Here is a 23,058-nt window from a genome sequence, read left to right as displayed (position 1 = left end):
CCGCTATGTGCGCGGCGGCGTAAGCAGACAACGCTCGGGGGCCGCCGTCGTGACGTGCATGCGATGCCGCGGGCGCTGCCCCCCGTGGCCCCCGCCCGAAAGACAAAGGAATTGCTGTGAACGGTATCTTCTATTCGCTCGACCTCGGCGATGCGATCAACCGGTTTTTTACCGGTGTCGTTGCGCGCTACGGCGACGTGTTTCATCACGTGAGCGCCGTATTGCTGCTCTATGCACTCAATCCCGTCGAAGCGGCGCTCAAGGCCACGCCGCCTGCGCTGGTCATTGCGGCCATCGGCGTCGTTGCGTGGGCGGGCGCCCGCCGTCTCGCACTGGCGGTGCTGCTGATGGCGCTGACTTACGTAATCGGCTGCCTCGGGCTGTGGGACAAGCTGATGGCGACCTGCGCGATCATGCTGACCGCGCTGATCCTGACGACGCTCGTCGGCGTCCCCGCTGGAATTGCGATTTCCCGCAGTCCGTTTCTGGCGCGCGTATGCAATCCCGTGCTCGACATGATGCAGACGCTTCCTTCGTTCGTGTATCTGATTCCGGTCGTGATGCTGTTCGGGCTCGGCCGCGTGCCGGCGATCTTCGCCACGATGATCTACGCGCTCCCGCCGCTCGTGCGCTTGACCGACCTGGGCTTGCGCCAGGTGCCGGAGGACGTCATCGAGGCATCGCGTTCGTTCGGTGCCACGTCCTGGCAGCAGCTGGTCGCGGTCGAGCTGCCGCTCGCGATGCCGTCGATCATGGCCGGCGTCAACCAGGCCGTGATGATGTCGCTCGCGATGGTCGTCATTGCATCGATGATCGGTGCGCGCGGGCTTGGCGAGGACGTGCTGTCCGGTATCAACAATCTCGATATGGGGCAGGGCATCCTGGCCGGCGCCGCCATCGTGATACTCGCGATCGTGTTCGACCGGATTACCCAGTCTTTCGGCGTGGGCAAGCGCGCCCGCCGTCAAGTTCGGAAGTGACGCCATGAAATCTTCTACGCTTCGCAATACCCGAGCGTCGCTCGACGACGATTCGGCCGCCGTCTCGCACGGGCAAACCGTGGCTCGACGCGCATCAGGCACCGCTCCCGGCACAGCCGGCCGCACGACCGACGTGCCGATACTCGAGCTGCGCCACCTGTACAAGGTTTTCAGCCCGCACCGTGGACGCGTCGACGAGGCGCTCGCGATGGCGCGAACCGGCATGCCGAAAGACGACATTCTTCAGCAGACCGGTTGCAACGTTGCCGTGCGCGACGTGTCGCTGTCGATTCGTGAAGGCGAGATCTTCGTGATCATGGGGCTGTCCGGATCGGGGAAATCGACGCTCGTGCGTCATTTCAACCGGCTCATCGAGCCCAATTCCGGCGAATTGCTGTTCCGCGGCACCGACGTTCTGCGTCTCGGCTCGCACGCACTGCGCGAGATGCGGCGCCGTCACATCGGCATGGTGTTTCAGAGCTTTGCGCTCCTGCCGCACAAGACGGTGCTCGAGAACGTGGTGTTCGGTCGCTGGATCCGCGGCGACGCCAAAGCGGAATCCGACAAGGTTGCGCGCGACTGGATCAACGGCCGGCTCGGGCTCAAGGGATACGAGCGCAAGTACCCGGATGAACTGTCGGGCGGCATGCGACAACGGGTCGGGCTGGCGCGGGCGCTCGTCTCCGAGCCCGACGTGCTGCTGATGGACGAGGCGTTCAGCGCGCTGGATCCGCTGATTCGCAGCGAAATGCAGGACATCCTGCTGGAAATGCAGGCCGAACTGAAGCGGACGATCGTGTTCATCACGCACGATCTCGACGAGGCGATGAAGATCGGTTCGCGGATCGCGATCATGAAGGACGGCGTCGTCATCCAGGTCGGCACGCCGGACGAGATTCGCAGCGCGCCTGCCAACGATTACGTGCGCCGTTTCGTGGAAGCTAGCTGAGATCGAGCGTTGCGCAGTCGTTCGCGCATGCGCGGCGACCCCGCAATGCCGTCGCGCCGGCGGGCGGCGGATCCCACCCGGCAGCCGCGCTCTGCCGGCTCGAAACAGGTTCGGAAAAATTCCCGTTTCATCAGTCAATAATAGAGGAGTCCAGAATGAAAAAACTCGTGCTTGCCGTCTCGTCGACATTGGTCTGCGGCGCGGCCTGGGCGCAATCGTCCGTCACGCTTTACGGCCTGATCGACGCCGGCGTGACCTATACCAATCACGTCAACGATTCGTCGGGCAAGGGCGCGTCGATTCAGTTTCAGTCAGGGGTCGCGCAATCGAGCCGCTGGGGCATGCGCGGCAGCGAGGATCTCGGCGGCGGCATGAAGGCGATCTTTACCCTCGAAAGCGCGTTCGACGTCGGCACCGGCAAGTTGCTGGCAGGCGGCGCGGAGTTCGGCCTGCAATCGTTCGTCGGCCTGGCCGGCAACTGGGGCACGGTGACGCTCGGCCGTCAGTACGATTTCATCGGCTACTACTTCCCGGCCTATGCGATCGCCGCGAATACGCCGGCCGGCCTGATGGGCTGGAGCCTGCCGACCTACGCATCGGGCGGTTACGCGCTCGATAACCGCGTGTGGGGCGATCTCGTCAACAATGCGGTGAAGTACGAGTCGCCGACGATCGGCGGCTTTACGTTCGGCGCGATGTACGGCTTCGGTAACGTCGCGGGGTCGTTGGGCCGGGACAGTTCCAGCAATTTCTACGTGAGCTATGCGAACGGGCCGCTCAGCGCGGCACTCGCGTACATGTCGATCCATAACGCGACGGCTACCGCCAATTCGGTCGAATATGCCGCGGGCGCCGCGTACAACATCGGCAAGGCCCGCGTGTTCGGCTATGTCACCGACGTGCGGCTGTCGAGCGGCGACAAGGCCCGCGCGACGACGTTCGAGGGCGGCGCGAGCTATCAGCTGACGCCGGCGCTGTCGCTCGCCGGCGGGTTGCAGTACCAGACCCGCAACAACGACGTGGGCAGCGCGAACCAGCTCATCCTGAGCGCCGACTATTTCCTGTCGAAACGAACGGACGTTTATCTGGTCGGCACGCTGGCGCACGATCATGGCTTCGGGACGCAGGCCGAGGCCGCATTGGGCGCATCGTCGAATACGAACGTGCAGACCGCGGTGCGCGTCGGCATCCGGCACAAGTTCTGAGGACGGGAAGGGCGGCGAGCGTGATCGCGAGGTTGAAGACGTCCTGCGTGTCGAGCGGATCACCAAACACGTTTAACTCGCGTTCCTTGGAGAAAAGCCGCCCATCAGGCAAAGCAATCCCGCTGGGTTCGAGGAAATGTGGAATCGTCATCGCGAAGTTCGGATCCGGTGTATTTACCGGAACGCGTTTCCTCGGTTCAGACATCGATGTACGACACCGACTGCGACGCCACCAGTTTCGGTGGGGTGGGACACGCGCACATGCAGAGATCGTCACTCAATGCCGCTTCTCGCCCGTCCGGCCCGGTGGTGGAAATCCGTGGGCCGGCGCACGCGATCTTGCCCAATGTCTTGCAGACGGGGCACCACACCGGATCGTGCTCGTAAGCTTGCTCTCGACCTCCGATCAAATCGGCGCCATCGCCGCCTTGCACAATACCGCCGACCGTCGTCGTGTCGCCCTTCACGATGTCGTAACGTCGCATGTCGGCTCCGCTCAGACCGCGCCCGGCCGCAGGCGCAGGCTGTTCAGCAGCGTCTCCCACGTTTGCAGCGCGCCGGCCTCATCGACCGGTGACGTCGCTTCGTCCGGCTTCAAGTCGGGGCTGCTCGCACCGAGCAGCAACTGAATAGCCGTATGAGGTTTCGCCAGCGTGCTCGGATCGCCTGGCGCGAGCAGGTAGAAGCGATAGGACGTGATGTCGCCTTCCTTCAGCGCGAACAGGACTTCCTCGGCGTCCATCCCGGCCACCGTGCGTTTGCCTTGTCGCAGGATTCGGTAGCTGCCGCTCGACACGCGATCCATCTGCGCGCGCAGGGCGGGCAACGTCTTGGTCAGTGATTCTTTCTGATCCGCGTTGACTGAATCTCGCATCTTAATGACGAGCAGCGCTGGCCGTCCGGGCATCAGCGCAATCGACTGGCTCACTTCCTCGGTATACGTTGACGAGCCCGCGGCAATTCCGCCGTCGAAGCAGAATCCCGATTCGGTCGGTACCGACCAGTTATCGCGCGCTTTGATACGCCGATAGAGATCGGTGTACACAGGCTCAAACTTGTCCAAACCACCTGAGCCAATTGATCCAGTTGTATGGAACAAGGTGTTGTTTTCGTAAATATAACCCTCTGTCTTGAATGGCAATTTCACCGCTTTTGCTACCCCTTCTTGATAAGAAAAAACTTTTGACATTTGTGTGGGGGAAAGTGCGGTCTCAAGCCAAATATGGCCTGCTTTATCTTCTGGATTCGCAGGATTAAAGCGGCGCTTTGTGCGCAATTCCCTTTCCAAGCCATCAACCGTGGTGTGATAGACGACAGGCGATACGTCGTACTGCGTCTCCAACGTATCTCCCCAAAACTCGTATCGTTGATTCGTGATTTCGCTTGCCACTGGCCGGTCGAACACGAAGCGACCGACGCACCACGGGCGCGACTTGGACAGCAAGGGATTCGTCATGGTTGGTTCCCCGGAGAACGTTATCGAACAGGCGCACACGCCCGCCACTACAAAGAGAAGTCGACCAATTCGCGTCAGCATTTCGGCTCCGGGGCATCCTGCGCGATTTGCACGATGCTGTAGAGGAGCGCCCAGCGCGCCCACGGATGGTTATAGCTCTCCTGATGCACATAGCCTCCTTGGTCAAACACCATTTGTACGCCTGGAGCCGCTCCGCCGTCGACGCTGCGCGCGGGGGCTTCGGCCGACCAGACCGGCACCGTTCCGTCACCTGGCACGATGCCATTTTTTTTGGGATCGGGCGCGTCGCTGCCCGGCGGCAGCTTCGCTACCTTCTGCACCTCGAATTCGATAGTGACATTGCGAGAGTCCAGGTGCACGCGCAGCGTGCCGGTGTGGGAATCGTCGTGTTTCTCCGCCAGGAACCGCGCGGCGCGCAGTTCTTCTTCCGTCACATCCGGCGGTATATTCCCTTTCCAGATCACCGTGCCCCAGGCCAACAGATCCTCGAGCTTTTCGCTTTTTTCGATCTTGGGTTTGCCGTGGTCATCGCTGGATGCGGTTGATTTCTTGGGTTTCAGCGGCCCATCCCCATATGCTACATATGTTTTATCGTGGTATTTGTTTTTTATTGCGTATTGATTTCCTATCACGGATAGCATTGTTTCTGCAAAATTCTCAACCACTGTCTTTTTGGTTCGCCCTTTATCAAGGCGATCCTTCACAATTCCAGCAGGATCAAGCAACGAAGACGATTGCTTCGGAACCAAGCCGTACCAATCTTGATTAATATAAAGCTCGTTGTATACATCGCCCTCCTTCGGCAACTTCATCACCGGGGTGCCGTCGAGCCGCGCAAAGATCCACCATGCCCCGCCATTGTGGTAATCCGGCATCGGCAACAGTTCGAGCGCACCCGGTGCGTTTGCGGCCACCGCCACGAACTCGTCCGCGTTGCTGCCGAGCAGGGCGCCATTGATAGCCGTTCACCCCGCCTTCGCTGCCACCACCAGTGCGGAACCGCTTCGCGGCGATCGGCGCCCCAGTCGCCGGCAGCACGTTGTGGAACACGCCGTGCATCAGATCCGCCGCGCCGTGCATCGCGATCGCCATGCGTGCGACCAGCCCGCCCATCGAGTGCGTGAGGATAATCGCCTTGCCACTATGGTTCTCCTCGATGATCTCGTTGATGCCCATCAGTCGCATCTTCTTGCCGGTTTTCTTGTCCTCGAAATCCATGCCATCGATGACCTGCTTCGCGGACTTCTCATTCGATTGCAGCCAGTTGTAGCCGATTGCATACACCCGGTACCGGTATTTCGCGAAATGCTCGAACACTGCCGACTCTTCCGTGATCGCCTGTCCCCGGCCTTGCGCGCCGGCGTCGGTTGCACCGTAGTCGGCCGGCTCGGTGCCGAGCACGGGCTTGAGCGTCCACTTCTTGCCGTCGGGGTCGGTTTCAATCCACGCTCCCTTGTGCTTACCCAGATACTTCGGCTCGTTCAGTTGTTCCTCGAGCCACGCCAGCATTGGTTGATAGCTCGATCGGTACACCGAGCCCCAGCCGCGTCGACGCGCCTCAGCCTCGTCTACATACTGGTCTTCCTTGTCATCCTGTTGGAGTTTGCCGGCACGGATCGGACCGAACGGGGTCACCGCGGCCACGGTCGGGTCGAACTGTCTTTCCCGCGAGGACGCGCCCTTGAACCACATGCCAATCAATGCCGGCAATGCGCCCGCTTTCCCGAGCATGCCGTCCGTGTTCGGCGCAAAAAACATCTCGTCGCCGGTTTCCGTGTTGACCAATGGCGAGCCCATCACGCCCGGCAGGAAGATCACCGGAATGATCGGCCGTACGTCGCACAGCAGTTCCTTTTGCCGCGTGTCGCTCGCCGGCGTCAGCGTGAAGTGCCCGACCGACGCGCCGTCCTTGTCCGTGCGCCCAACTTGCCGCACGACTTCTTGCTCGGCGTCGTCGCTGAACGGCGAACCGCCACCGGATTGATTTGTGTTATCGCTCATTGTCGTTATTCAAATTCGCGCATCGATGGTCGGATTCATGCCGCAGGACCATTCGGCTTCGGCCGCAACGCGCGCACCGCCAGCTTCTCGATATCCTCGCTCTTCTGCTCGGTGATATGTCCGAGCTCGTTTGTCATCCCGGACAACTTTGTTCCATCGCCGCGGATCAGCTCGTACGGGTGGTTTTTCAGCACCTCGCCGGAGATGCGATCGCGCAGCACATACGGATCGTTGAACTTGGCCGTCGGCAGGCTGTTCATGTGCTCGGCGACCGAGCTGGGCCCCTGTCGGCTGAACGACGCCGACTTGATCGTGCGGCCACCCCGCGTGCCGTCCTCGATGCCGTCCTTCGTGATGCGGATGTACGAGCCACCGCACTTGAAAATCAGTTCCTCGGTCGCCTCGATCACGATCCGCTTCTTACTGAACAGCGACGTATCCTTGGCCGAGTTCAGCTTGATTTCGTCGGTGTGAGCCGACACCTCGATCGGGCCCTTCGCGGCGAACAGCTTCATGCCTGCCTTCTGCACGAACAGGCTGATCTTCTCGGCCGCGGCCGCGATCAACGACTTGCCGCTTGCCAGGTGGATATTTTCGCCGCCGACCACGTTGATTTCCGCTTCCGCCAACACGTGCGCGGAGCGGTCCGCCACGGCCGCAAAATCCGCCGGTGTCGCGATCACGATCACGGGTTTCGCGAAGCTGTTCGCGTTGCCGGTGCCGCCGCCGGCCGTGACACCACCCGACGTCTGTCCGGACACTGCGTGCTGCACGGCCGTCGTCAGCTCCTTGAGCGCGTCCTGGCCGGCCTGCAGTGATTCGGCTTGCGCGGTCGTGCTGGCGCTCGACAGCGATTCCACCAGCATGCCGACTTGCTGCAGCCGCGTGCGGGCTTCGTCGACACTGAGCTGCTCGTCGTCGTAGGCTTTTGCGTGTGTGCTGATCGACAGCCCCTTGCTCGCCCGCACGGCGCCGTATTCGTCGGCGTGCAGCACGAAGCCTTGGCCGAGATATCGACCGCGCGAATTGCCGTCCTGCTGGATCAGGTAGCCCTGCGTGAGCGCCGCGTAGCTCTTGCCCGTATAGCTGATGAGGCGCGTGCCGCCCTGGTTCATCGCGTCGTCATGCACGAACGCGTTGTACGCGCCGGTGTTGCCGAAGCCCTGCGACTGGAACCCGGACAGCAGCACGTTCGTGTGCCATTGCGATGGCGTCGTGCCGCCGTTGACGCGCCCCAAAATAAAGGGCTTGTCACAGTCATTGCTCCAGTAGCCGACAAGCACCCATTCGCCCGCGCGCGGTACGTGCACCGCACCGTACCCGTTGCCGGTGTCCGCCTGCATCGACGACAGCAGCGGCGACGCATTGAACGCACCGTCCGGATTTTTCCGGTCCCACGCGAAATGCACGCGGACCTGATTCCGCTCGTTCGACCAGGCCTCGATGCCCTGCTGCGTGACGACGAGCGCGTGCTCGATCGACATCGCCGGCTTCGGATGATCGAACGGGCTGCGAAACTCCACCCGCGCGTCCTGCGCCTCCACCTCGAGCGCGAAGAAGCCAGCCATACCGTCCTCGGCGTGGCCGGGCGTCGTGAAGCGTGCGCCGTGTGCTGCCTGCTGCTTGGCCAGCGTTGCACGCAGGCTGAGCGGGAATTCGCTCAGCGGCTGGCCGATCGGCACGTTGTTCTCGATGAACCATCGTGCCTCGACGACAAGGAGCGTGCGGCCGGTGCCGTCGCGTTCCCGATGGCGCGGATGATCGTTCAGCACGAAGCGCGACCCCGCATCGAGCCAGCGCAGACCGCCGACCCCGAAGTAGCGCCGGGCGCGTGCATCCCAGCCCTGCACGCGTCGGCGCGCACGGGCGCCGCCGCTGCCGGAATCGGGGTAGCCGTACGCGGTCGGTTCATAGACCGTCATCGGCGCGTTCGGAATTCGGTTCTGCTGCGCCGGGTGCCGGCCGTCATCCGTGACGTAACCGACCGACGCGAGCGTACCCGCCGCTTCGAAGCGGGACGCGGGGCGTTTGTAATCGAACGAGCTGGACTCGTACCGCAGGCTCTGCATCGTCTGCATTGCCGCCCAGTGCGTGAACCCGTTCACCGCCTCGTTGTCGCCGGCGCCGTGCACGAAGTCGGCCGGCTTCGCGTTGGGCAGCGCCGCGACCTTGTCGACGATCACCAGCGTAGTGTTGGGTGTCTCGCGGTCGCGGACCGGCTCGTGAACCCAGTAGCAATACCAGCCCTCGTCTTCGAGCAGGCGGTGGAAGAAATGCAGATCTGTTTCACTCTGCCGGCACCACGAGCGTACCGCTGGCTCGCGGTCGAGGTTGAAGCGGAATCGGCCCTGCAGCTGCGGATAGCGATTGAGGAGATCGGACACGATGTCCTGCGCCGTCTGTTCGAGCCAGCCTTCGTCGTTGTGCGTGCCGCCCAGGAACACCAGCGCCGACGAAAATTCGAGCTGGTACGTCGACAACCCACCGTCCCCGCCCAGGTAGCCGACCCGATGAACAAAGCCGTGGACCGGGCGATAGACGGAGTCGGCAAACGGGGAGGTGGGCTGCTGGATCCATAACGTGACGGGCTGGTGCATCAACGACAGCAGCGCGGTGTCGTCGCGTAGCGACGCAACGTCGATCGTCCAGTTGTAGTCGCGGCCGATCCGCGCCGATCCGCACGCACGTAACGGGATCAGCACGTTCGGGCCGAGCGGCGTGTCCAGCTTCAACAGGCGGTCGCGTTGCAATAGCCCCCGGTGGATCGCGTTATACAGATCGCGATATTTCAGCTCCCCGAGCGCGGGTGATCTGAGCACCATTTTTCTCTCAATATTTTTTCTAGAATTTTCCGCAAAAATGCGGTGAGGCGTATTTTACGCAAAGTCAATGACGCAGAACTTCAGCGATTGTCACATAGTCACGTCCCGATCTCGACGGGGGCGCGGCAAGTCGACGAGCATCGCCTTGATCTGCGCATCGATCTCGCTGGCCAAGTTGCCCCATTCGGAGGTCCTCGCCAAAGGCGTGCGGATTCGGCCTCCGCCTTTCGATGTACGACTATACGGGACTTTTTGTCGGACGAACCCCGGCGCATCGCACGTCACTTACTTCAACACCCCTTCCGCCACCAGCACTTCATGCGCGGCCTTGAACGCGCTGAGCCCGTGCGGGATGCCGGAATAAGCGGTCGCATGCAGCAGCGTCGCCTTGATCTCCTCGACGCTCACGCCGTTGTTCAGCGCCCCCTTGACATGTAGCTTCAGCTCATTGGTATGCCCGCCGGCGGTGAGCATCGCGAGATTCAACAGGCTTCGCGTCTTGCGATCGAGCGTGTCGTCGCCCCAGGCCCAGCCCCATGCCCACGCGGTGGTCGCGCGCTGGAACGACATCATGAATGCGTCGGCCTTTTCCATCGACGCATCGACATACTCGGGGCCCAGCACTTCGCGGCGAATCGGCAACCCCTTCTGAAACAGCGCATCATCTTCGTTCATGCTTGAATTCCTCTGTTATTTCAACGCTTCGGCAGTGGCGGTACAGCCACGGCGCGAATGCGAACCGTTCTTCGACGCGAACAGGTAGCAGGCCAGCGCAGTGACGACGAGGCCTACCATCCACGACACGTCCGCGCCGCCGAGAATCGATGCCCACGGGCCGTGGAAGAAGCTCTCGTCCACGAACGGCACCTGGACGGCAATGCCGAACACGTAGATCGCCAGCGCCTTGACGTTGAACGCGCCGTACACGCCGCCATTGCTGCTGATGATTTCCGCGACGCGGTAGTGGCGCTTGTTGATCAGATAGAAGTCGATCAGGTTGATCGCGATCCACGGTGCCAGCACGATGCGCAGCGCGAAGATCGCGTTCAGGAAGATCGAGATGAAGTTGCTCGACGCCCACAGCGCGGTCGCCGTCGACGCGACCAGCAGCACCGCCGACACGGCCACGCGCACGTTGCGGCCCGGCATCCAGTGCGGGCGGAAGGTCTGCGCGGCGGTGATGAACGACAGCACCGCGCCATACAGGTTCATCCCGTTGTGGCCGATGATGTTGACGAGGAACAGGAAGATCAGCACGTAGCCGAACGCGCCGGTCTGGTCGCGGATCGCCTGCATCGCGTCGGTCGAATGCCCGGTGCTGACGGCGAGCACGCCGAACAGGAACGCGAAGATCGTGCCGAGCGACGTGCCGAAGTACGTGTACGCGAAGGTCGTGCCGAATCCGGCGGACGTCGGCAGATAGCGCGAGTAGTCGGACGTATACGGCGCGAAGCTGATCTGCCACACCGCGCACAGCCCGAACATCGCGAACCAGTTCGCGAGATCGAAATGACCCTGCGCGAAGATCCGCGCGTCGAGGCTCGGCGCCATCAGCGCGATGCCGATCACGAGCGCACCGCCCATGAACCACGCGCCGATCTTGTTGAAGCGATGAATGAAGTGGCAGCCGATCACGCCGACCAGCGTCGCGAGCACCGCGCCGATGACCGTCGCGACGTGCACCGGCACCGCGGGCACGGCCGTATGGAGCGTCTTGCCCGCGAGAATGATGTTCGACACGAAGAAGCCGAGGTAGATCAGCGTGGTGAAGCCCACGACCAGCAGCGACCCGTAGCGGCCGAACTGCGCGCGGCTCTGGATCATCTGCGGCACGCCGACGAGCGGCCCTTGCGCGGAGGTCAGCGCGTGAAAGATCGCACCGAAGAACTGCCCGGCCGCGATCGCGAGAATCGCGCTCACCAGATCGAGGTGGAACACCAGCACCGACGTGGCGCCGGAAATCACGGCCAGCGGCGCGACGTTCGTGCAGAACCACAGGGTGAACAGGTCGGCCGGCTTGCCGTGCCGCGCCTCCGGGGGAACATACTCGATCGAGTTGCTCTCGATCGCGAGAACGCCGTTATCGTTTTCCGCTTGCTTCATGGTGTCTCCATCTTTATTGCCGGCCCCGCCCCGCCACGCGCGCGCCTCGGTGCGGCAGGGCAGGGCAGGGTCTGGTCGGCTTCGAGTCGGTCTTGCCGGCGAATGCCGGCCCGCTCAACGCATCACGAACGGGTCGCTGATCGGCTCGTCCGACGTGCGAAGCCATACCGACTTCGTCGTCGTGTATTCGAGCGCGGCGCTCAGGCCGCCTTCGCGGCCGTGGCCCGACAGGCCGAAGCCGCCGAACGGCACGAGCGGCGATACGGCCCGATAGGTGTTGATCCACACGATGCCCGAGCGCACGCGCTTCGACACGCGATGCGCACGCGTGAGGTTGGTCGTGAAGATGCCGGCGGCGAGGCCATAGGCCGTACCGTTGGCCTTCTCGATCGCTTCCTGCTCGGACTCGAACGTATCGACCGACAGCACCGGGCCGAACAGTTCCGTCGTGATGCTGTCGGCGTGCTCGACGCCGGTGCAGTCGAGAATCGTCGGCGCGTAGTAATAGCCGTCGCGCTCCAGCTGCTTGCCGCCCGCGAGCACTTTCGCGCCCTGATGCACCGAGCTCGCAACCACCGCCTCGATGTTGCGAAGCTGCCGCTCGGTACACAGCGGCCCGTATTCCGTCTCCATCTGGTTGGGCGAGCCCACGCGGATGCGCGACACGCGCTCGACCAGCAGCGCGAGGAAGCGCTCCTTGACCGATGCCTCGATCAGCAGGCGCGAGCCGGCCACGCAGCTCTGGCCGCTCGCCGCGAAGATCGCGGCGACCTGCGCATTCACCGCGCTCTGGATATCGGTATCGGCGAACACGATGAACGGCGACTTGCCGCCGAGCTCCAGCGACACCTTCGCGAGATTGTTCGCCGTGTTGCGCACGATGTGGCGCGCCGTCTCCGGGCCGCCGGTGAACGCGACCTTGTCGACGTCCGGGTGGCCGCTCAGCACCGCGCCGCATTCCGGGCCGAAGCCGGTAATGACGTTGACGACGCCCGGCGGGAATCCCGCTTCGTGCACGAGGCGCGCGAATTCGAGCAACGGCCCCGGCGCTTCCTCGGACGCCTTGAGCACCAGCGTGCAGCCGGCGGCCAGCGCGGGCCCGACCTTGACCGCGGACAGGAACAGCTGGCTGTTCCACGGCACGATCGCGGCGACCACGCCGACCGGCTGCCGGTCGAGCCACACCTGCATGTCGGGCTTGTCGACGGGGATGCTGCTGCCTTCGAGCTTGTCGGCGATGCCGGCGTAGTACCGGTAATACTCGGCGACGTACGCGATCTGGCTCGACGTTTCCCGGATGATCTTGCCGGTGTCGTTCGTTTCGATTTCAGCGAGTCGCGGTGCGGCCTGCTCGACGAGATCGGCGAGCTTGTACAGCAGCTTGCCGCGTGCCGACGCGGACAGGCCCGCCCAGCGCGGATCGGTCAACGCGCGGCCGGCGGCCGCCACCGCGCGGTTCACCTCGTCGGTACGGGCTTCCGGCATCTGCGCCCACACGGCGCCGGTCGCCGGATTGATGCTGCCGAACGTCGCGGCGCCCGGCTCGAAGCGGCCGTCGATATACAGCTGAAAAGGACCATTCATGTCGTCAGCACCTCATTGGAACGCGGGCATCACGTCGCGGATCATCCGCTCGAGCGACGCCTTCTTGCGCTCGAAGCTCATCCCGGTGTCGATCCAGAACGAGTACTCGTCGAAGCCCAGCGCTTCGTAAGCCTTCAGGCGTGCGATGACTTCCGCGGGCGTGCCGATCACGTTGTTCTTGCGCATCGCTTCGGGCGTGTAGAACGGGTGGGCGGCGATCTCGTCGCGGGTGAGCGGCTTGATCATCCCGCGGCTGACCGGCCGCTCGTTCTTGAACCACGCGCCGAAGTAGTTGTAGAACACGTTGACTTCATCTGCCGCGACCTGCGCGTCCGCCTCGCTGCTCGCCACATAGGTATGACGCAGCAGCATGATCTGCGGGCGCGGCACGTCGCTGAACTTCTCGCACGCTGCGTTGAAGTGGCCGACGAGCTTCTCGACTTCCTCGTCGCCCAGATGCAGCGGCGTGACCTGCACGTTGCAGCCGTTCGCGACCGCGAACTCGTGGCTGTTCGGGTCGCGCGCGGCCACCCAGATCGGCGGGTGCGGCTGCTGCAGCGGCTGCGGCGACGACGTGGTCGACGGGAATTGCCAGAACTCGCCTTCGTGCGCGTAATCGCCTTCCCACAGCTTCTTCACGGCCGGAATGAGCTCGCGCATGCGCTGCCCGGCGCCCCACGCGTCGAGGCCCGGCGCCAGGCGCTCGTATTCGAACGAGTATGCGCCGCGTGCGATGCCCAGTTCAAGGCGGCCGCCCGAGATGATGTCGGTCATCGCGGCTTCGCCGGCGAGCTTGATCGGGTGCCAGAACGGCGCGACGACCGTGCCCGTGCCGAGCCGCACGCGCCGGGTCTTGTTCGCGAGGTCGGCGAGGTTGATGAACGGGTTCGGCGCGATCGTGAAGTCCATCCCGTGGTGCTCGCCGGTCCAGACGGCGTGCATGCCGCCGCGATCGGCGATCTGGCACAGCTCGACCATTTCGTCGTACAGCTGCTTTTGGCTGGTCTGGTCGGAGACGCGCTCCATGTGAACGAAAAGCGAAAAACGCATGATGTGACCTTTCAGGAAAGAAGCGGGCGGACGGTGCCGGTGCTGTGATCGCCGAAGTACAGGCCGTAGCTCTTCAGCTGGCTCTCCTTGCGATAGCGTTCGAGCATGCTGGCGAGCGCGCTGTCCTGGAACGCGTCGGCCTCGATGTCGTCGAGGCTCACGAATTCGCCGGCGGCGGCCGCTTCGTCCGGTGCGCTGCAGAGGAACGAGATGTACTGGTAGTGCGTTTCGGTATTGTTGTAGACCGAATAAATGAAGCTCGCCGATGCATCCGGCTGGTATTGTCTGAAGAGTTCGGCGAGCGCCTTGTCCGCGCCTTCGTTGCCGATTTGCTTCGAAGGCAGCCCCCATTTTCCGTCAGCGATCCTGACCATCAAGACCTTGTCGTCGCGCGTGATGATCGCGCTGACGATGACTTTCGGGCCGGCGATGACTTCGGCCGACAGCTTCGCCGGCGTGAAATAGCCGCCGCGGTAGTAGCCGAGCCCCGCGTAACCGGCGGAATGGAACGCCTCGACCTTGCCGACGATCAGCGCGTGATCGCCCGCATCGATCACCGTGTGCGTCGTGCAGTCGAACCACGCGCTGACGTCGTCGACGAGCGGATTGCGATGCGCGCTCAGGTGCCAGCGGACGTTCGCGAAGCGGTCGTCGCTCGGCCGCGCAAAGGTATTGGACAGCTCCTTTTGCCCCTCCGCGAGGATGTTGATCGCGAAATGGCCCGTGGTCGAAAACGTCTGGAAATTGCTCGACGTCTTCGCGATGCTGACGAGCAGCAGCGCGGGGTCGAGCGACACCGACGAGAACGAGTTCGCGGTGAAGCCGAGCGGCTGGCCGTCGTCGCGCGTGGTGGTGACGATCGTCACGCCGGTCATGAATGCGCCGAACGCATCGCGCAGCTCCCGGGTGTTGATCGTCGCAGCTTCCTGGCTGGTTGCTTGGCTCATGTTCACACTTCCGATTTCAGGGTTTCCGCCTGGGGCTCGGTCTGCAACCAGGCTCTCAGGGCGCGGTTGACGTGCTCGGGCGCGGTCAGGTTCACCATGTGGCGCTCGTTCTCGATCACGACGGCTTTCCCGTCATGCGCGGCCCGCGCCATCTGCATCGCCATCTCGGGCGTCGAGTTCGGGTCGTCCGATCCGGTGAGCACGAGGGCGGGGCAGGCAATCCGGTGCCAGCCGTCGGCATACACTTCGTCGCCCTTCGCGAACGCGGTGTACGCGGTGGCGTAGCCCGCGAGGTCGACCGACTGCAGCCACGCTTCCACCTTGCGCGCGGCGGCTTGCTGCGCTTCGTCGGCGTTGAACCAGCGCTTGAGCGGCGTATCGACGTCGATGGTGCCCGAGCGCAGTTCGGCGGCGCGCTGCAGCACGGCTTCGCGTGCCTGCTCCGTGCGGCGGTACACGCCGTTCAGGACTGCCACGCGCTTGACCAGGTCGGGCCGCGTCACGGCGACGCCGGCGGCGATCAGCGAGCCCATCGAATGGCCGGCCAGGTTGACGGGGCCGACCTGCAACGCGTCGATGAACTCGATCGCCCACTGCACGAACTGCTGCAGCTCGGCATCGGCGTCGAGCGCATCGCTCGTGCCGTGGCCCGGCATGTCGACCGAGATTACGCGGAATTCACGCGACAGATCGTCGATCTGCGGATACCACGCGCTCGCCTGCATGCCGACCCCGTGAATCAGCACCAGCGGTTCGCCGGCACCGTGGTCGAGATAGTGCGCGACGCGGTTATTTGACAGCTGCAGGGTTCTTGACGTCATTTCCGAGCTCTGCGAGATCTTTGTAGCGGTCGCCGATGCGGTGATGCGGGCGGCCGGCGGTGGCGGCGCCGATGGCGATGACCAGTTCGTCGGCGGCCGGTGCGTCCGCGATCGAGAACTGGAGCGTCAGGTAATGCGAGCGACGGCCTTCGTCGTTCTTGTCCATCATCGGGATCAGCAGCGGCGCATTGGCCGGACCGCGCGTATTGTTGAACGCGAGGTACGACTTCGCGCCAACGGCCGTGCGATAGGTATTGCCGAAGTGCAGCGTGTGGATCAGCGCGGACGCATGCTCGATTTCGCCGTCGAGGCCGACGATCGCGCTCTTGCCGAACGCTTCGACCGCGTCGCCCGAACCGGCTTCGTCGAGGATCAGCCTGGTCAGGTGTTCGCTCAGTTGCGGCGCGAGTGCGCGAATCTCCGGCGACAGGTCCTCGACGTACCCGCGGCCGGCCCACGGGTTCTTGATCACGGCGACGGCGCCGATCATCTTCAGCGGTTTGGCAGCGACCTTGTCGCCATCGACATAGAGCGTCTCGACATGGAGGACGGATTTCCGAATCAGGCTCATGGCACCTTCCTTTCGTGCGTTGAATGTGTGAATCATTGTGGTATACCATGTTACGGCATGCCATGAGTGTTAACCCGTGTCTCGAACCTTCCCGACAGTGGAGATGAAAATGACTGCGTACTGGATTGCCCACGTGCAGGTGCTGGACCCCGCGAAATACAAGGACTACACGGAGATCGCGCCGCTGGCGTTCAGGAAGTTCGGCGCCGTTTTTCTCGCGCGCGGCGGCGCATCGCAGGTGCTGGAAGGGGAATCGTTCGAGCGCCACGTGGTGATCCGGTTTGCCGACATGCAGACGGCGCTCGCCTGTTATCACTCGCCGGAATATCAGGCGGCCAAGGCGAAGCGCGACGGGCATTGCCGCGCGCAGATCGCGATCGTCGAAGGGCTGGAGGACTGACCGCGCGACGGCGGGCGCGGTATGGAAGGCGTGACGACAGTTAGGTCATAATATGGCATTCCATGTCCGCGCCCGGCGCCTGGCCGACGGCGGGCCACATATCAACAATCGTTTTCCGAGTTTTCAGAGTGCCGCCCATGCAAGACCTCAAAATCGACCGCAATGCCAAGACCCTGCGCGAACTGACGCTCGACAAACTGCGCGGCGCGATCGTGCAGGGGTATTTCCGGCCCGGCGCGCGGCTCGTCGAACGCACGCTGTGCGACGAACTCGGCGTGAGCCGCACGGTGGTCCGCGAGGTGCTGCGGCACCTGGAAACCGAAGGGCTCGTCGAGACGGTGTCGCGGCAAGGGCCGGTGGTCGCGCGGCTCGATCCGGCGCAAGTCGGCGAGATCTACGAACTGCGCGGCCTGCTCGAAGCCAACGCCGCGCGTGCTTGCGCCGAGGGCGCGACACCCGAGGTCGTGCAGCAGCTGCGCGAAATTCGCGCGACGATCGAAGACGCATTCGAGAAGCAGGAACTGCCGCGCGTGCTCGAATACACCGAGCGCTTCTATGAAACGATGTTCGAGGCGGCCGGCAAGCAGGTGTCGCTGACGGTCGTCAAGACGCTCAATGCGCGGATCAACCGCTTGCGCGCGCTGACCATCGCGATGCCGGGGCGCGGCAGCGATTCGAACAGCGAGATGAACCGCCTGCTCGACGCGATCGAGCGGCGCGACGGCGACGCGGCGGCCGCAGCGTCCGCCGCGCACATCAAACGGGTTTCCGAGCTGGCATTGTCGGCGCTCGCGCAGCAGAACGACGCAGCGACCGACGACTGATCGGATTCACGCGCGCGGGCTTCGGCCCGCGCCGCGCAACCAGCAAGGGCCGCCGGCACGCAATGCCGGCGGCCCTTTGTTTTGTCTGTGTTTCGTCTGTCGATTTCGACTCATGGTATTCCATAATACGATGATCATTGTTGTGGGCCATAAGATGGCATACCATAATCTCATCGAGTAACGAGTGATCACGGGAGCACGCCATGACTGAGTCGATGACCGGACAAATCGCCGAACAGCCATTCGACATCGTCGGATTCCGTCGCGCGCTGGGTGCGTTCGTCACCGGCGTGACGGTCGTCACGACGATCCAGGCCGACGGGTCGCCGCGCGGCTTCACCGCGAACTCGTTCACGTCGGTATCGCTCGACCCGCCGCTGATCCTCGTGTGCATCGCGAAGACGGCGTCGAGCCATGCCGTGTTCTCCGCCACGCAACGGTTTGCGGTGAGCGTGCTCGCGGAAAACCAGGCGGACGTGTCGGGCGTGTTCGCGTCGAAGGCGCAGGACAAGTTCGCGCAAGTGCCGTGGGGCACGCGCAAGACGGGCGCGCCGGTGATCCACGATGCGGCCGCGAGCTTCGACTGCCGCACGCATGACGTCGTGGACGCGGGCGACCACATCATCCTGATCGGACGCGTGGTCGATTTCGTGCAGACGAATGCGTCGCCGCTCGGCTATTGCCGCGGCGCGTACGTGAACTTCAGCCTGTCGCAGGATGCGTTGTCGGCCGCCGGCGCGCGCACGCATGTCGGCGCGATTCTCGAACATCGCGACGGGCTCGTGCTCGTCGATACGCCGCAGGGCCTGCGCTTGCCGACCGGCATCAAGCTGGAGCCGGCGAATGATGCGGCGAGCCTGCGCGGCGTGCTCGCGAAGCTCGGCCTCAATGCGCATCTCGACTTCCTGTTTGCCGTGTTCGAGGCGGCCGGCGAGCGCGAGCCGGGCGTTCACGTCTACTACCGCGGCCGCGTGCTGCCGACCGCTTCGCCGTGGTTCGACGACAGCATTCGCATCGTGCCGCTCTGGCAGATTCCGTGGGACGAGATCACCGATCACGCGGTGCGCTCGATGCTCGAACGCTATGCGCGCGAACGCAGGCAGGACGCGTACGGCATCTACGTCGGCAATGCGGAAGCCGGCACGGTGCAGGCGCTGGCCCACGCGCATTGACGGCGCCGGCCGATGCCGGCGGGCCGCGCGGGCCGCAGCGATACCCGCGAGACCGCGGCGAAGCCATGAAAACAAGATCGAGAAGCCGGCACGGCTGACGTCGCCGGCCTGAATACGCGCGCTCGAATGACCGCCGTCCCGGTGGCCGCGAGCCCCATCCGTTTCCCCTTGGAGAGAAACCATGAGCAGCAGAAGCATCCCGCGTTTCGCAGCATCGCGTCTGGGCTGTATCGTTTCGCTGGCCGCCTTTTGCGCGGCGCCGGCACTGGCCGCGGACCCGATCGTGTTCACGAGCTGGGGCGGCACGACCCAGTCGTCGCAACAGAAGGACTGGGCGCAGCCGTTCGCGCAGACGAGCGGCGTCAACGTGCTGATGGACGGGCCGACCGATTACGGCAAGCTCAAGGCGATGGTCGAGAGCGGCAACGTCAGCTGGGACGTGGTCGACGTCGAGGGCGACTTCGCGTACGCCGCGCAAAAGGCCGGGCTGATCGAGCCGATCGACTATTCGGTGGTGAACAAGGCCGACCTGGACCCGCGCTTCACGACGGCGTCCGCGGTGGGCAGCTTCTACTACTCGTTCGTGCTCGGCTACAACAAGGCGAAGTACAGCGCCGCGCAGCCGCAAAACTGGGCGGACCTGTTCGATACGAAGCGCTTCCCGGGCAAGCGCACGTTCTACAAGTGGTCGGCGCCGGGCGTGCTCGAAATCGCGCTGCTCGCCGACGGCGTGGCGCCCAGCAAGCTGTATCCGCTCGACCTCGATCGTGCGTTCAAGAAGCTCGATTCGATCAAGGGCGACATCGTCTGGTGGAGCGGCGGCGCGCAGTCGCAGCAGCTGCTCGCGTCGGGCGAAGCGCCGGTCGGCATGTTCTGGAACGGCCGCCTGCATGCGCTCGCGCAGACCGGCGTGCCGGTGGGCATCTCGTGGAACCAGAACCTGACCGCCGCCGACATGCTGGTGGTTCCGAAGGGCGCGAAGCATCGCGACGCGGCGATGAAGTTCCTGGCCGCCGCGACGAGTGCGCAGGCGCAGGCGAAGTTCGCGGCCGATACCGGCTATGCGCCGATCAACGTGAAGTCGGCCGCGCTGATGCCGCCGGCGATCGCGAAGACGCTGCCCGATCAGTACAAGACGTCGCAGATCAACCTCGACATGAAGTACTGGGCGGAGAACCGCGATGCGATCGCGAAGCGCTGGTACGCGTGGCAATCGAAGTAAGCAGGCCCGGAGAAACCGTGCCGGCCCGCGTTTCGATCAGGATTGCAGATCGATGCGAGCCGGCCCGGTCGAGCAACGCATCTGCATGGGGCCGCGGTAGCGCGCGCTGACGCGCCGACCGTGGCCGACACAGGAGACACCATGCCCAACGTACTGAGTACCGTCGCCCATCCGCCCGCGACGGCCGAGCGCAAGCGGCGCGACTGGCGCAGCATCCGGCTGCTGACACCCGCGATGCTGCTGCTCGGGATCTTCTTCCTGCTGCCGGTGCTGTCGCTGCTGCTGCGCAGCGTGCTCGAGCCGACGGCGGGGCTGCACAACTACGAGCAACTGCTCGGATCGACGACGTATCTGCGCGTGTTCGGCAATACGTTTCTCGTCGCGACGGTCGTGACGCTCGTCACGCTGCTGGTGGGCTTTCCGATGGCGTGGCTGCTCGCCATCGCGCCGCGCAGGCTCAGTTCCGTGCTGTTCGCGATCCTGCTGCTGTCGATGTGGACCAACCTGCTCGCGCGGACGTTCGCATGGATGGTGCTGCTGCAGCAGACCGGGCCGATCAACCGCGCGCTGATGGCGATCGGCGTGATCCACGAGCCGCTGTCGCTCGTGAACAACCTCACCGGCGTGACGATCGGCATGACGTACATCATGCTGCCGTTTCTCGTGATGCCGCTGCATGCGACGCTGCGCGGCATCGACCCGTCGACGCTGCGCGCCGCGGCCGTATGCGGCGCGAGCCGCTGGCAGGCGTTCTGGCGCATCCTCGTGCCGCTCGCGATGCCGGGCGTCGCGTCGGGCGCGCTGATGGTGTTCGTGATGGCGCTCGGCTACTTCGTCACGCCCACGCTGCTCGGCGGTCCGTCGTACATGATGCTTGCCGAGCTCATTGCGCAGCTCGTGCAGGAACTGCTGAACTGGGGCCTCGCCGGTGCCGCGGCATGCGTGCTGCTCGCCGTGACGCTCGGGCTCTATGCGCTGCAACTGCGCTTCGCGAACAGTGCGCGCGCTACTACCGGAGGTCGCTGAGATGCTGCTCGATTTCGATCGCCTGGGCGCGCTGCGCTGGATACTCGTGGCCGTGGGCGCGGCCGTCTCGCTGTTCCTGCTGTTGCCGATCGTCTTCATCGTCGCGCTGTCGTTCGGCGATTCGCAGTGGCTGATCTTCCCGCCGCCGGGCTGGACGCTCGAATGGTATCGGCAGCTTTTCACCGATGCGGGCTGGATCGATTCGCTGCTGACCAGCGTGAAGCTGGCGGTGATCGTCACCGTGCTGTCCGTGTCGATCGGCTTTCTCGCGTCGCTGGCGCTGGTGCGCGGCAAGTTTCGCGGCCGCGAGGCGGTGCGGGGCTTCTTCCTCACGCCGATGGTGCTGCCCGTCGTCGTGCTCGCCGTCGCGCTCTATGCGTTCTTCCTGCGCATCGGGCTGAACGGCACGATGACCGGCTTCGTGATCGGCCACCTGATCATCGCGTTGCCGTTCTCGATCATCTCGATCAGCAACTCGCTCGTGAGCTTCGACACCGCGCTGGAAGACGCGGCGCTGATCTGCGGCGCGTCGCCGCTCACGGTGAAGTTGCGCGTCACGCTGCCCGCGATCCGGCTCGGCCTGTTTGCCGCCGCGATCTTCGCGTTCCTCGCATCGTGGGACGAAGTCGTGGTGTCGATCTTCATGTCGAGCCCGACGCTGCAAACGCTGCCCGTGCGGATCTGGGCGACGTTGCGGCAAGACCTGACTCCCGTCGTGGCGGCCGCATCGTCGCTGCTCGTCGGGTTGACGACCGTATTGATGCTGGCGGGCGCCGTGGTGCGCCGCGCACGCGCTCACTGAGGTAACCCGCCATGACTGCTTTCCTGCAAATCCAGCGCCTGCGCAAGACCTACGACGACGTCGTCGCGATCGACCAGGTTTCGCTCGACGTGCGCAAGGGCGAATTCATGACCTTCCTCGGGCCGTCGGGCTCGGGCAAGAGCACGACGCTCTACATCGTCGCGGGCTTCCAGGAGCCGACCGACGGCCGCGTGCTGCTCGACGGCAAGCCGCTGCTGGCGGTCGCGCCGAACCAGCGCAACATCGGGATGGTGTTTCAGCGCTATACGCTGTTCCCGCATCTCACCGTCGGCGAGAACGTCGCGTTTCCGCTGCGGGTGCGCCGCCGGCCCGAAGCCGAAATCCGCGCGAAAGTGGAGCAGATGCTGAAGCTCGTGCATCTGGCCGAGTGCCGCGACCGCATGCCCGCGCAACTCTCCGGCGGACAACAGCAGCGCGTCGCCATCGCGCGCGCGCTTGCCTACGATCCGCCCGTGCTGCTGATGGACGAGCCGCTGTCCGCGCTCGACAAGAAGCTGCGCGAGGAAATCCAGCTCGAGCTGCGCCGCATTCATCAGGAGACCGGCGTGACGATCCTCTACGTCACGCACGACCAGGAGGAGGCGCTGCGTCTGTCGGATCGCATCGCCGTGTTCAACCAGGGCCGCATCGAGCAGGTCGGCACCGGCGAGGAACTGTATGCGAACCCGGCGTCGCGTTTCGTCGCGAGCTTCATCGGCAATTCGAATTTCCTGCCGGTCAAGGTCACCAAGCACAGCGGCGGCCGCATGAGCGGCGTGCTGCCCAACGGCCTCGAAACGGCGTCGGATGCGTGTCATCCGGCGCTTGCCGTCGGCGACGAAGGCGCGCTGATGATCCGCCCGGAACAGATGCGCCTGAGTTCGCTGCAACGCGCGGGCGGCGCGGCCGGCCTGCCGGTGACCGTGCGCGACGTCACCTATCTCGGCGATGCGATGCACTACGCGGTGGCGACGCCGTGGCAGCAGGAGATCTCGATCCGGATGCCGGCCGCGCATCGCCACGACAGCGGCATCGTGATCGGCGCGCAGGCGCTCGTCGACTGGGACACGCGCGACGTGCGCCTGTTCGCGCAAGCCTGACG

20 protein-coding genes and 1 pseudogene are annotated in these 23,058 nt (G+C 64.3%); 10 read left to right on the top strand and 11 right to left on the bottom strand.

What is annotated here, in order from left to right; genetic code table 11:
* Positions 1 to 116: 116 nt before the first annotated feature.
* The 3 genes from O1Q03_RS08665 (at position 117) to O1Q03_RS08655 (ending at position 3,134) form a co-directional block, all read left to right on the top strand.
* Complete coding sequence (locus O1Q03_RS08665; protein WP_269502800.1) at positions 117 to 980, top strand: ABC transporter permease; 864 nt, start codon at positions 117 to 119, stop codon at positions 978 to 980.
* A gap of 4 nt (positions 981 to 984) precedes the next feature.
* A complete protein-coding gene (locus O1Q03_RS08660) occupies positions 985 to 1,929 on the top strand; it encodes a quaternary amine ABC transporter ATP-binding protein (RefSeq protein WP_269502799.1) in 945 nt (314 codons plus the stop codon).
* Positions 1,930 to 2,084: 155 nt separating this feature from the next.
* Entirely contained in the window at positions 2,085 to 3,134 is a 1,050-nt protein-coding gene (locus O1Q03_RS08655; RefSeq protein ID WP_269502798.1) for a porin, read from the top strand.
* 197 nt (positions 3,135 to 3,331) lie between these two features.
* Here the strand turns inward: O1Q03_RS08655 and O1Q03_RS08650 are convergent, their stop codons facing one another.
* The 11 genes and pseudogenes from O1Q03_RS08650 to O1Q03_RS08600 form a co-directional block, all read right to left on the bottom strand.
* Entirely contained in the window at positions 3,332 to 3,619 is a 288-nt protein-coding gene (locus tag O1Q03_RS08650) for a PAAR domain-containing protein (protein WP_269502797.1), read from the bottom strand.
* Between the two features lie 11 nt (positions 3,620 to 3,630).
* Complete coding sequence (locus O1Q03_RS08645) at positions 3,631 to 4,590, bottom strand: T6SS immunity protein Tli4 family protein (protein WP_269502796.1); 960 nt, start codon at positions 4,588 to 4,590, stop codon at positions 3,631 to 3,633.
* A gap of 74 nt (positions 4,591 to 4,664) precedes the next feature.
* Positions 4,665 to 6,612 (bottom strand): annotated as a pseudogene (locus O1Q03_RS08640) (esterase/lipase family protein).
* 35 nt (positions 6,613 to 6,647) lie between these two features.
* Positions 6,648 to 9,434: a type VI secretion system Vgr family protein gene (locus tag O1Q03_RS08635; protein WP_269502794.1), complete on the bottom strand. Its 2,787-nt coding sequence runs from the start codon at positions 9,432 to 9,434 to the stop codon at positions 6,648 to 6,650.
* 285 nt (positions 9,435 to 9,719) lie between these two features.
* Positions 9,720 to 10,109 (bottom strand): carboxymuconolactone decarboxylase family protein, encoded by a 390-nt coding sequence (locus O1Q03_RS08630; RefSeq protein ID WP_269502793.1) that lies wholly within the window; start codon positions 10,107 to 10,109, stop codon positions 9,720 to 9,722.
* 15 nt (positions 10,110 to 10,124) lie between these two features.
* On the bottom strand, positions 10,125 to 11,537 hold the full coding sequence (locus O1Q03_RS08625; protein WP_269502792.1) for a purine-cytosine permease family protein: 1,413 nt from the start codon (positions 11,535 to 11,537) through the stop codon (positions 10,125 to 10,127).
* A gap of 114 nt (positions 11,538 to 11,651) precedes the next feature.
* The gene (locus tag O1Q03_RS08620; RefSeq protein WP_269502791.1) at positions 11,652 to 13,121 is read right to left on the bottom strand and encodes an aldehyde dehydrogenase; all 1,470 of its coding nucleotides are present in this window, start codon (positions 13,119 to 13,121) and stop codon (positions 11,652 to 11,654) included.
* A gap of 12 nt (positions 13,122 to 13,133) precedes the next feature.
* Positions 13,134 to 14,171 carry an LLM class flavin-dependent oxidoreductase gene (locus O1Q03_RS08615; protein WP_269502790.1) on the bottom strand — a complete coding sequence of 346 codons (1,038 nt, stop codon included), beginning with the start codon at positions 14,169 to 14,171 and terminating at the stop codon, positions 13,134 to 13,136.
* A gap of 11 nt (positions 14,172 to 14,182) precedes the next feature.
* Positions 14,183 to 15,118 carry a flavin reductase gene (locus tag O1Q03_RS08610; RefSeq protein ID WP_269502789.1) on the bottom strand — a complete coding sequence of 312 codons (936 nt, stop codon included), beginning with the start codon at positions 15,116 to 15,118 and terminating at the stop codon, positions 14,183 to 14,185.
* A 2-nt stretch (positions 15,119 to 15,120) separates the two neighbouring features.
* Positions 15,121 to 15,939 (bottom strand): alpha/beta fold hydrolase, encoded by an 819-nt coding sequence (locus O1Q03_RS08605; RefSeq protein WP_269502788.1) that lies wholly within the window; start codon positions 15,937 to 15,939, stop codon positions 15,121 to 15,123.
* On the bottom strand, positions 15,908 to 16,510 hold the full coding sequence (locus O1Q03_RS08600) for an amino acid synthesis family protein (protein ID WP_269502787.1): 603 nt from the start codon (positions 16,508 to 16,510) through the stop codon (positions 15,908 to 15,910). The genes O1Q03_RS08605 and O1Q03_RS08600 overlap by 32 nt, the downstream gene beginning before the upstream one ends.
* Before the next feature lie 109 nt (positions 16,511 to 16,619).
* Here O1Q03_RS08600 and O1Q03_RS08595 point away from each other — a divergent pair, with 109 nt between their 5' ends.
* From O1Q03_RS08595 to O1Q03_RS08565, 7 genes are all read left to right on the top strand, one after another.
* Positions 16,620 to 16,910, top strand: a complete 291-nt coding sequence (locus O1Q03_RS08595; RefSeq protein WP_269502786.1) for a DUF1330 domain-containing protein — start codon at positions 16,620 to 16,622, stop codon at positions 16,908 to 16,910.
* A gap of 137 nt (positions 16,911 to 17,047) precedes the next feature.
* Positions 17,048 to 17,734, top strand: coding sequence for a GntR family transcriptional regulator (locus tag O1Q03_RS08590; protein WP_269502785.1), 687 nt, complete (start codon positions 17,048 to 17,050; stop codon positions 17,732 to 17,734).
* A 215-nt stretch (positions 17,735 to 17,949) separates the two neighbouring features.
* Positions 17,950 to 18,906 (top strand): flavin reductase family protein, encoded by a 957-nt coding sequence (locus O1Q03_RS08585; protein ID WP_442865772.1) that lies wholly within the window; start codon positions 17,950 to 17,952, stop codon positions 18,904 to 18,906.
* 181 nt (positions 18,907 to 19,087) lie between these two features.
* Positions 19,088 to 20,128: an ABC transporter substrate-binding protein gene (locus O1Q03_RS08580; RefSeq protein ID WP_269502782.1), complete on the top strand. Its 1,041-nt coding sequence runs from the start codon at positions 19,088 to 19,090 to the stop codon at positions 20,126 to 20,128.
* A gap of 141 nt (positions 20,129 to 20,269) precedes the next feature.
* Positions 20,270 to 21,154, top strand: a complete 885-nt coding sequence (locus O1Q03_RS08575) for an ABC transporter permease (RefSeq protein WP_269502781.1) — start codon at positions 20,270 to 20,272, stop codon at positions 21,152 to 21,154.
* Between the two features lies 1 nt (position 21,155).
* The gene (locus tag O1Q03_RS08570; protein ID WP_269502780.1) at positions 21,156 to 21,956 is read left to right on the top strand and encodes an ABC transporter permease; all 801 of its coding nucleotides are present in this window, start codon (positions 21,156 to 21,158) and stop codon (positions 21,954 to 21,956) included.
* A gap of 11 nt (positions 21,957 to 21,967) precedes the next feature.
* Entirely contained in the window at positions 21,968 to 23,056 is a 1,089-nt protein-coding gene (locus O1Q03_RS08565) for an ABC transporter ATP-binding protein (RefSeq protein WP_269502778.1), read from the top strand.
* The last annotated feature ends 2 nt before the right edge of the window (positions 23,057 to 23,058 follow it).

This window comes from Burkholderia sp. IMCC1007, from assembly GCF_027257875.1.
Lineage (GTDB): Bacteria > Pseudomonadota > Gammaproteobacteria > Burkholderiales > Burkholderiaceae > Burkholderia.
The sequence above is the reverse complement of the archived record's forward strand: the minus strand, read 5'-3'. Positions and strand labels throughout refer to the sequence as shown.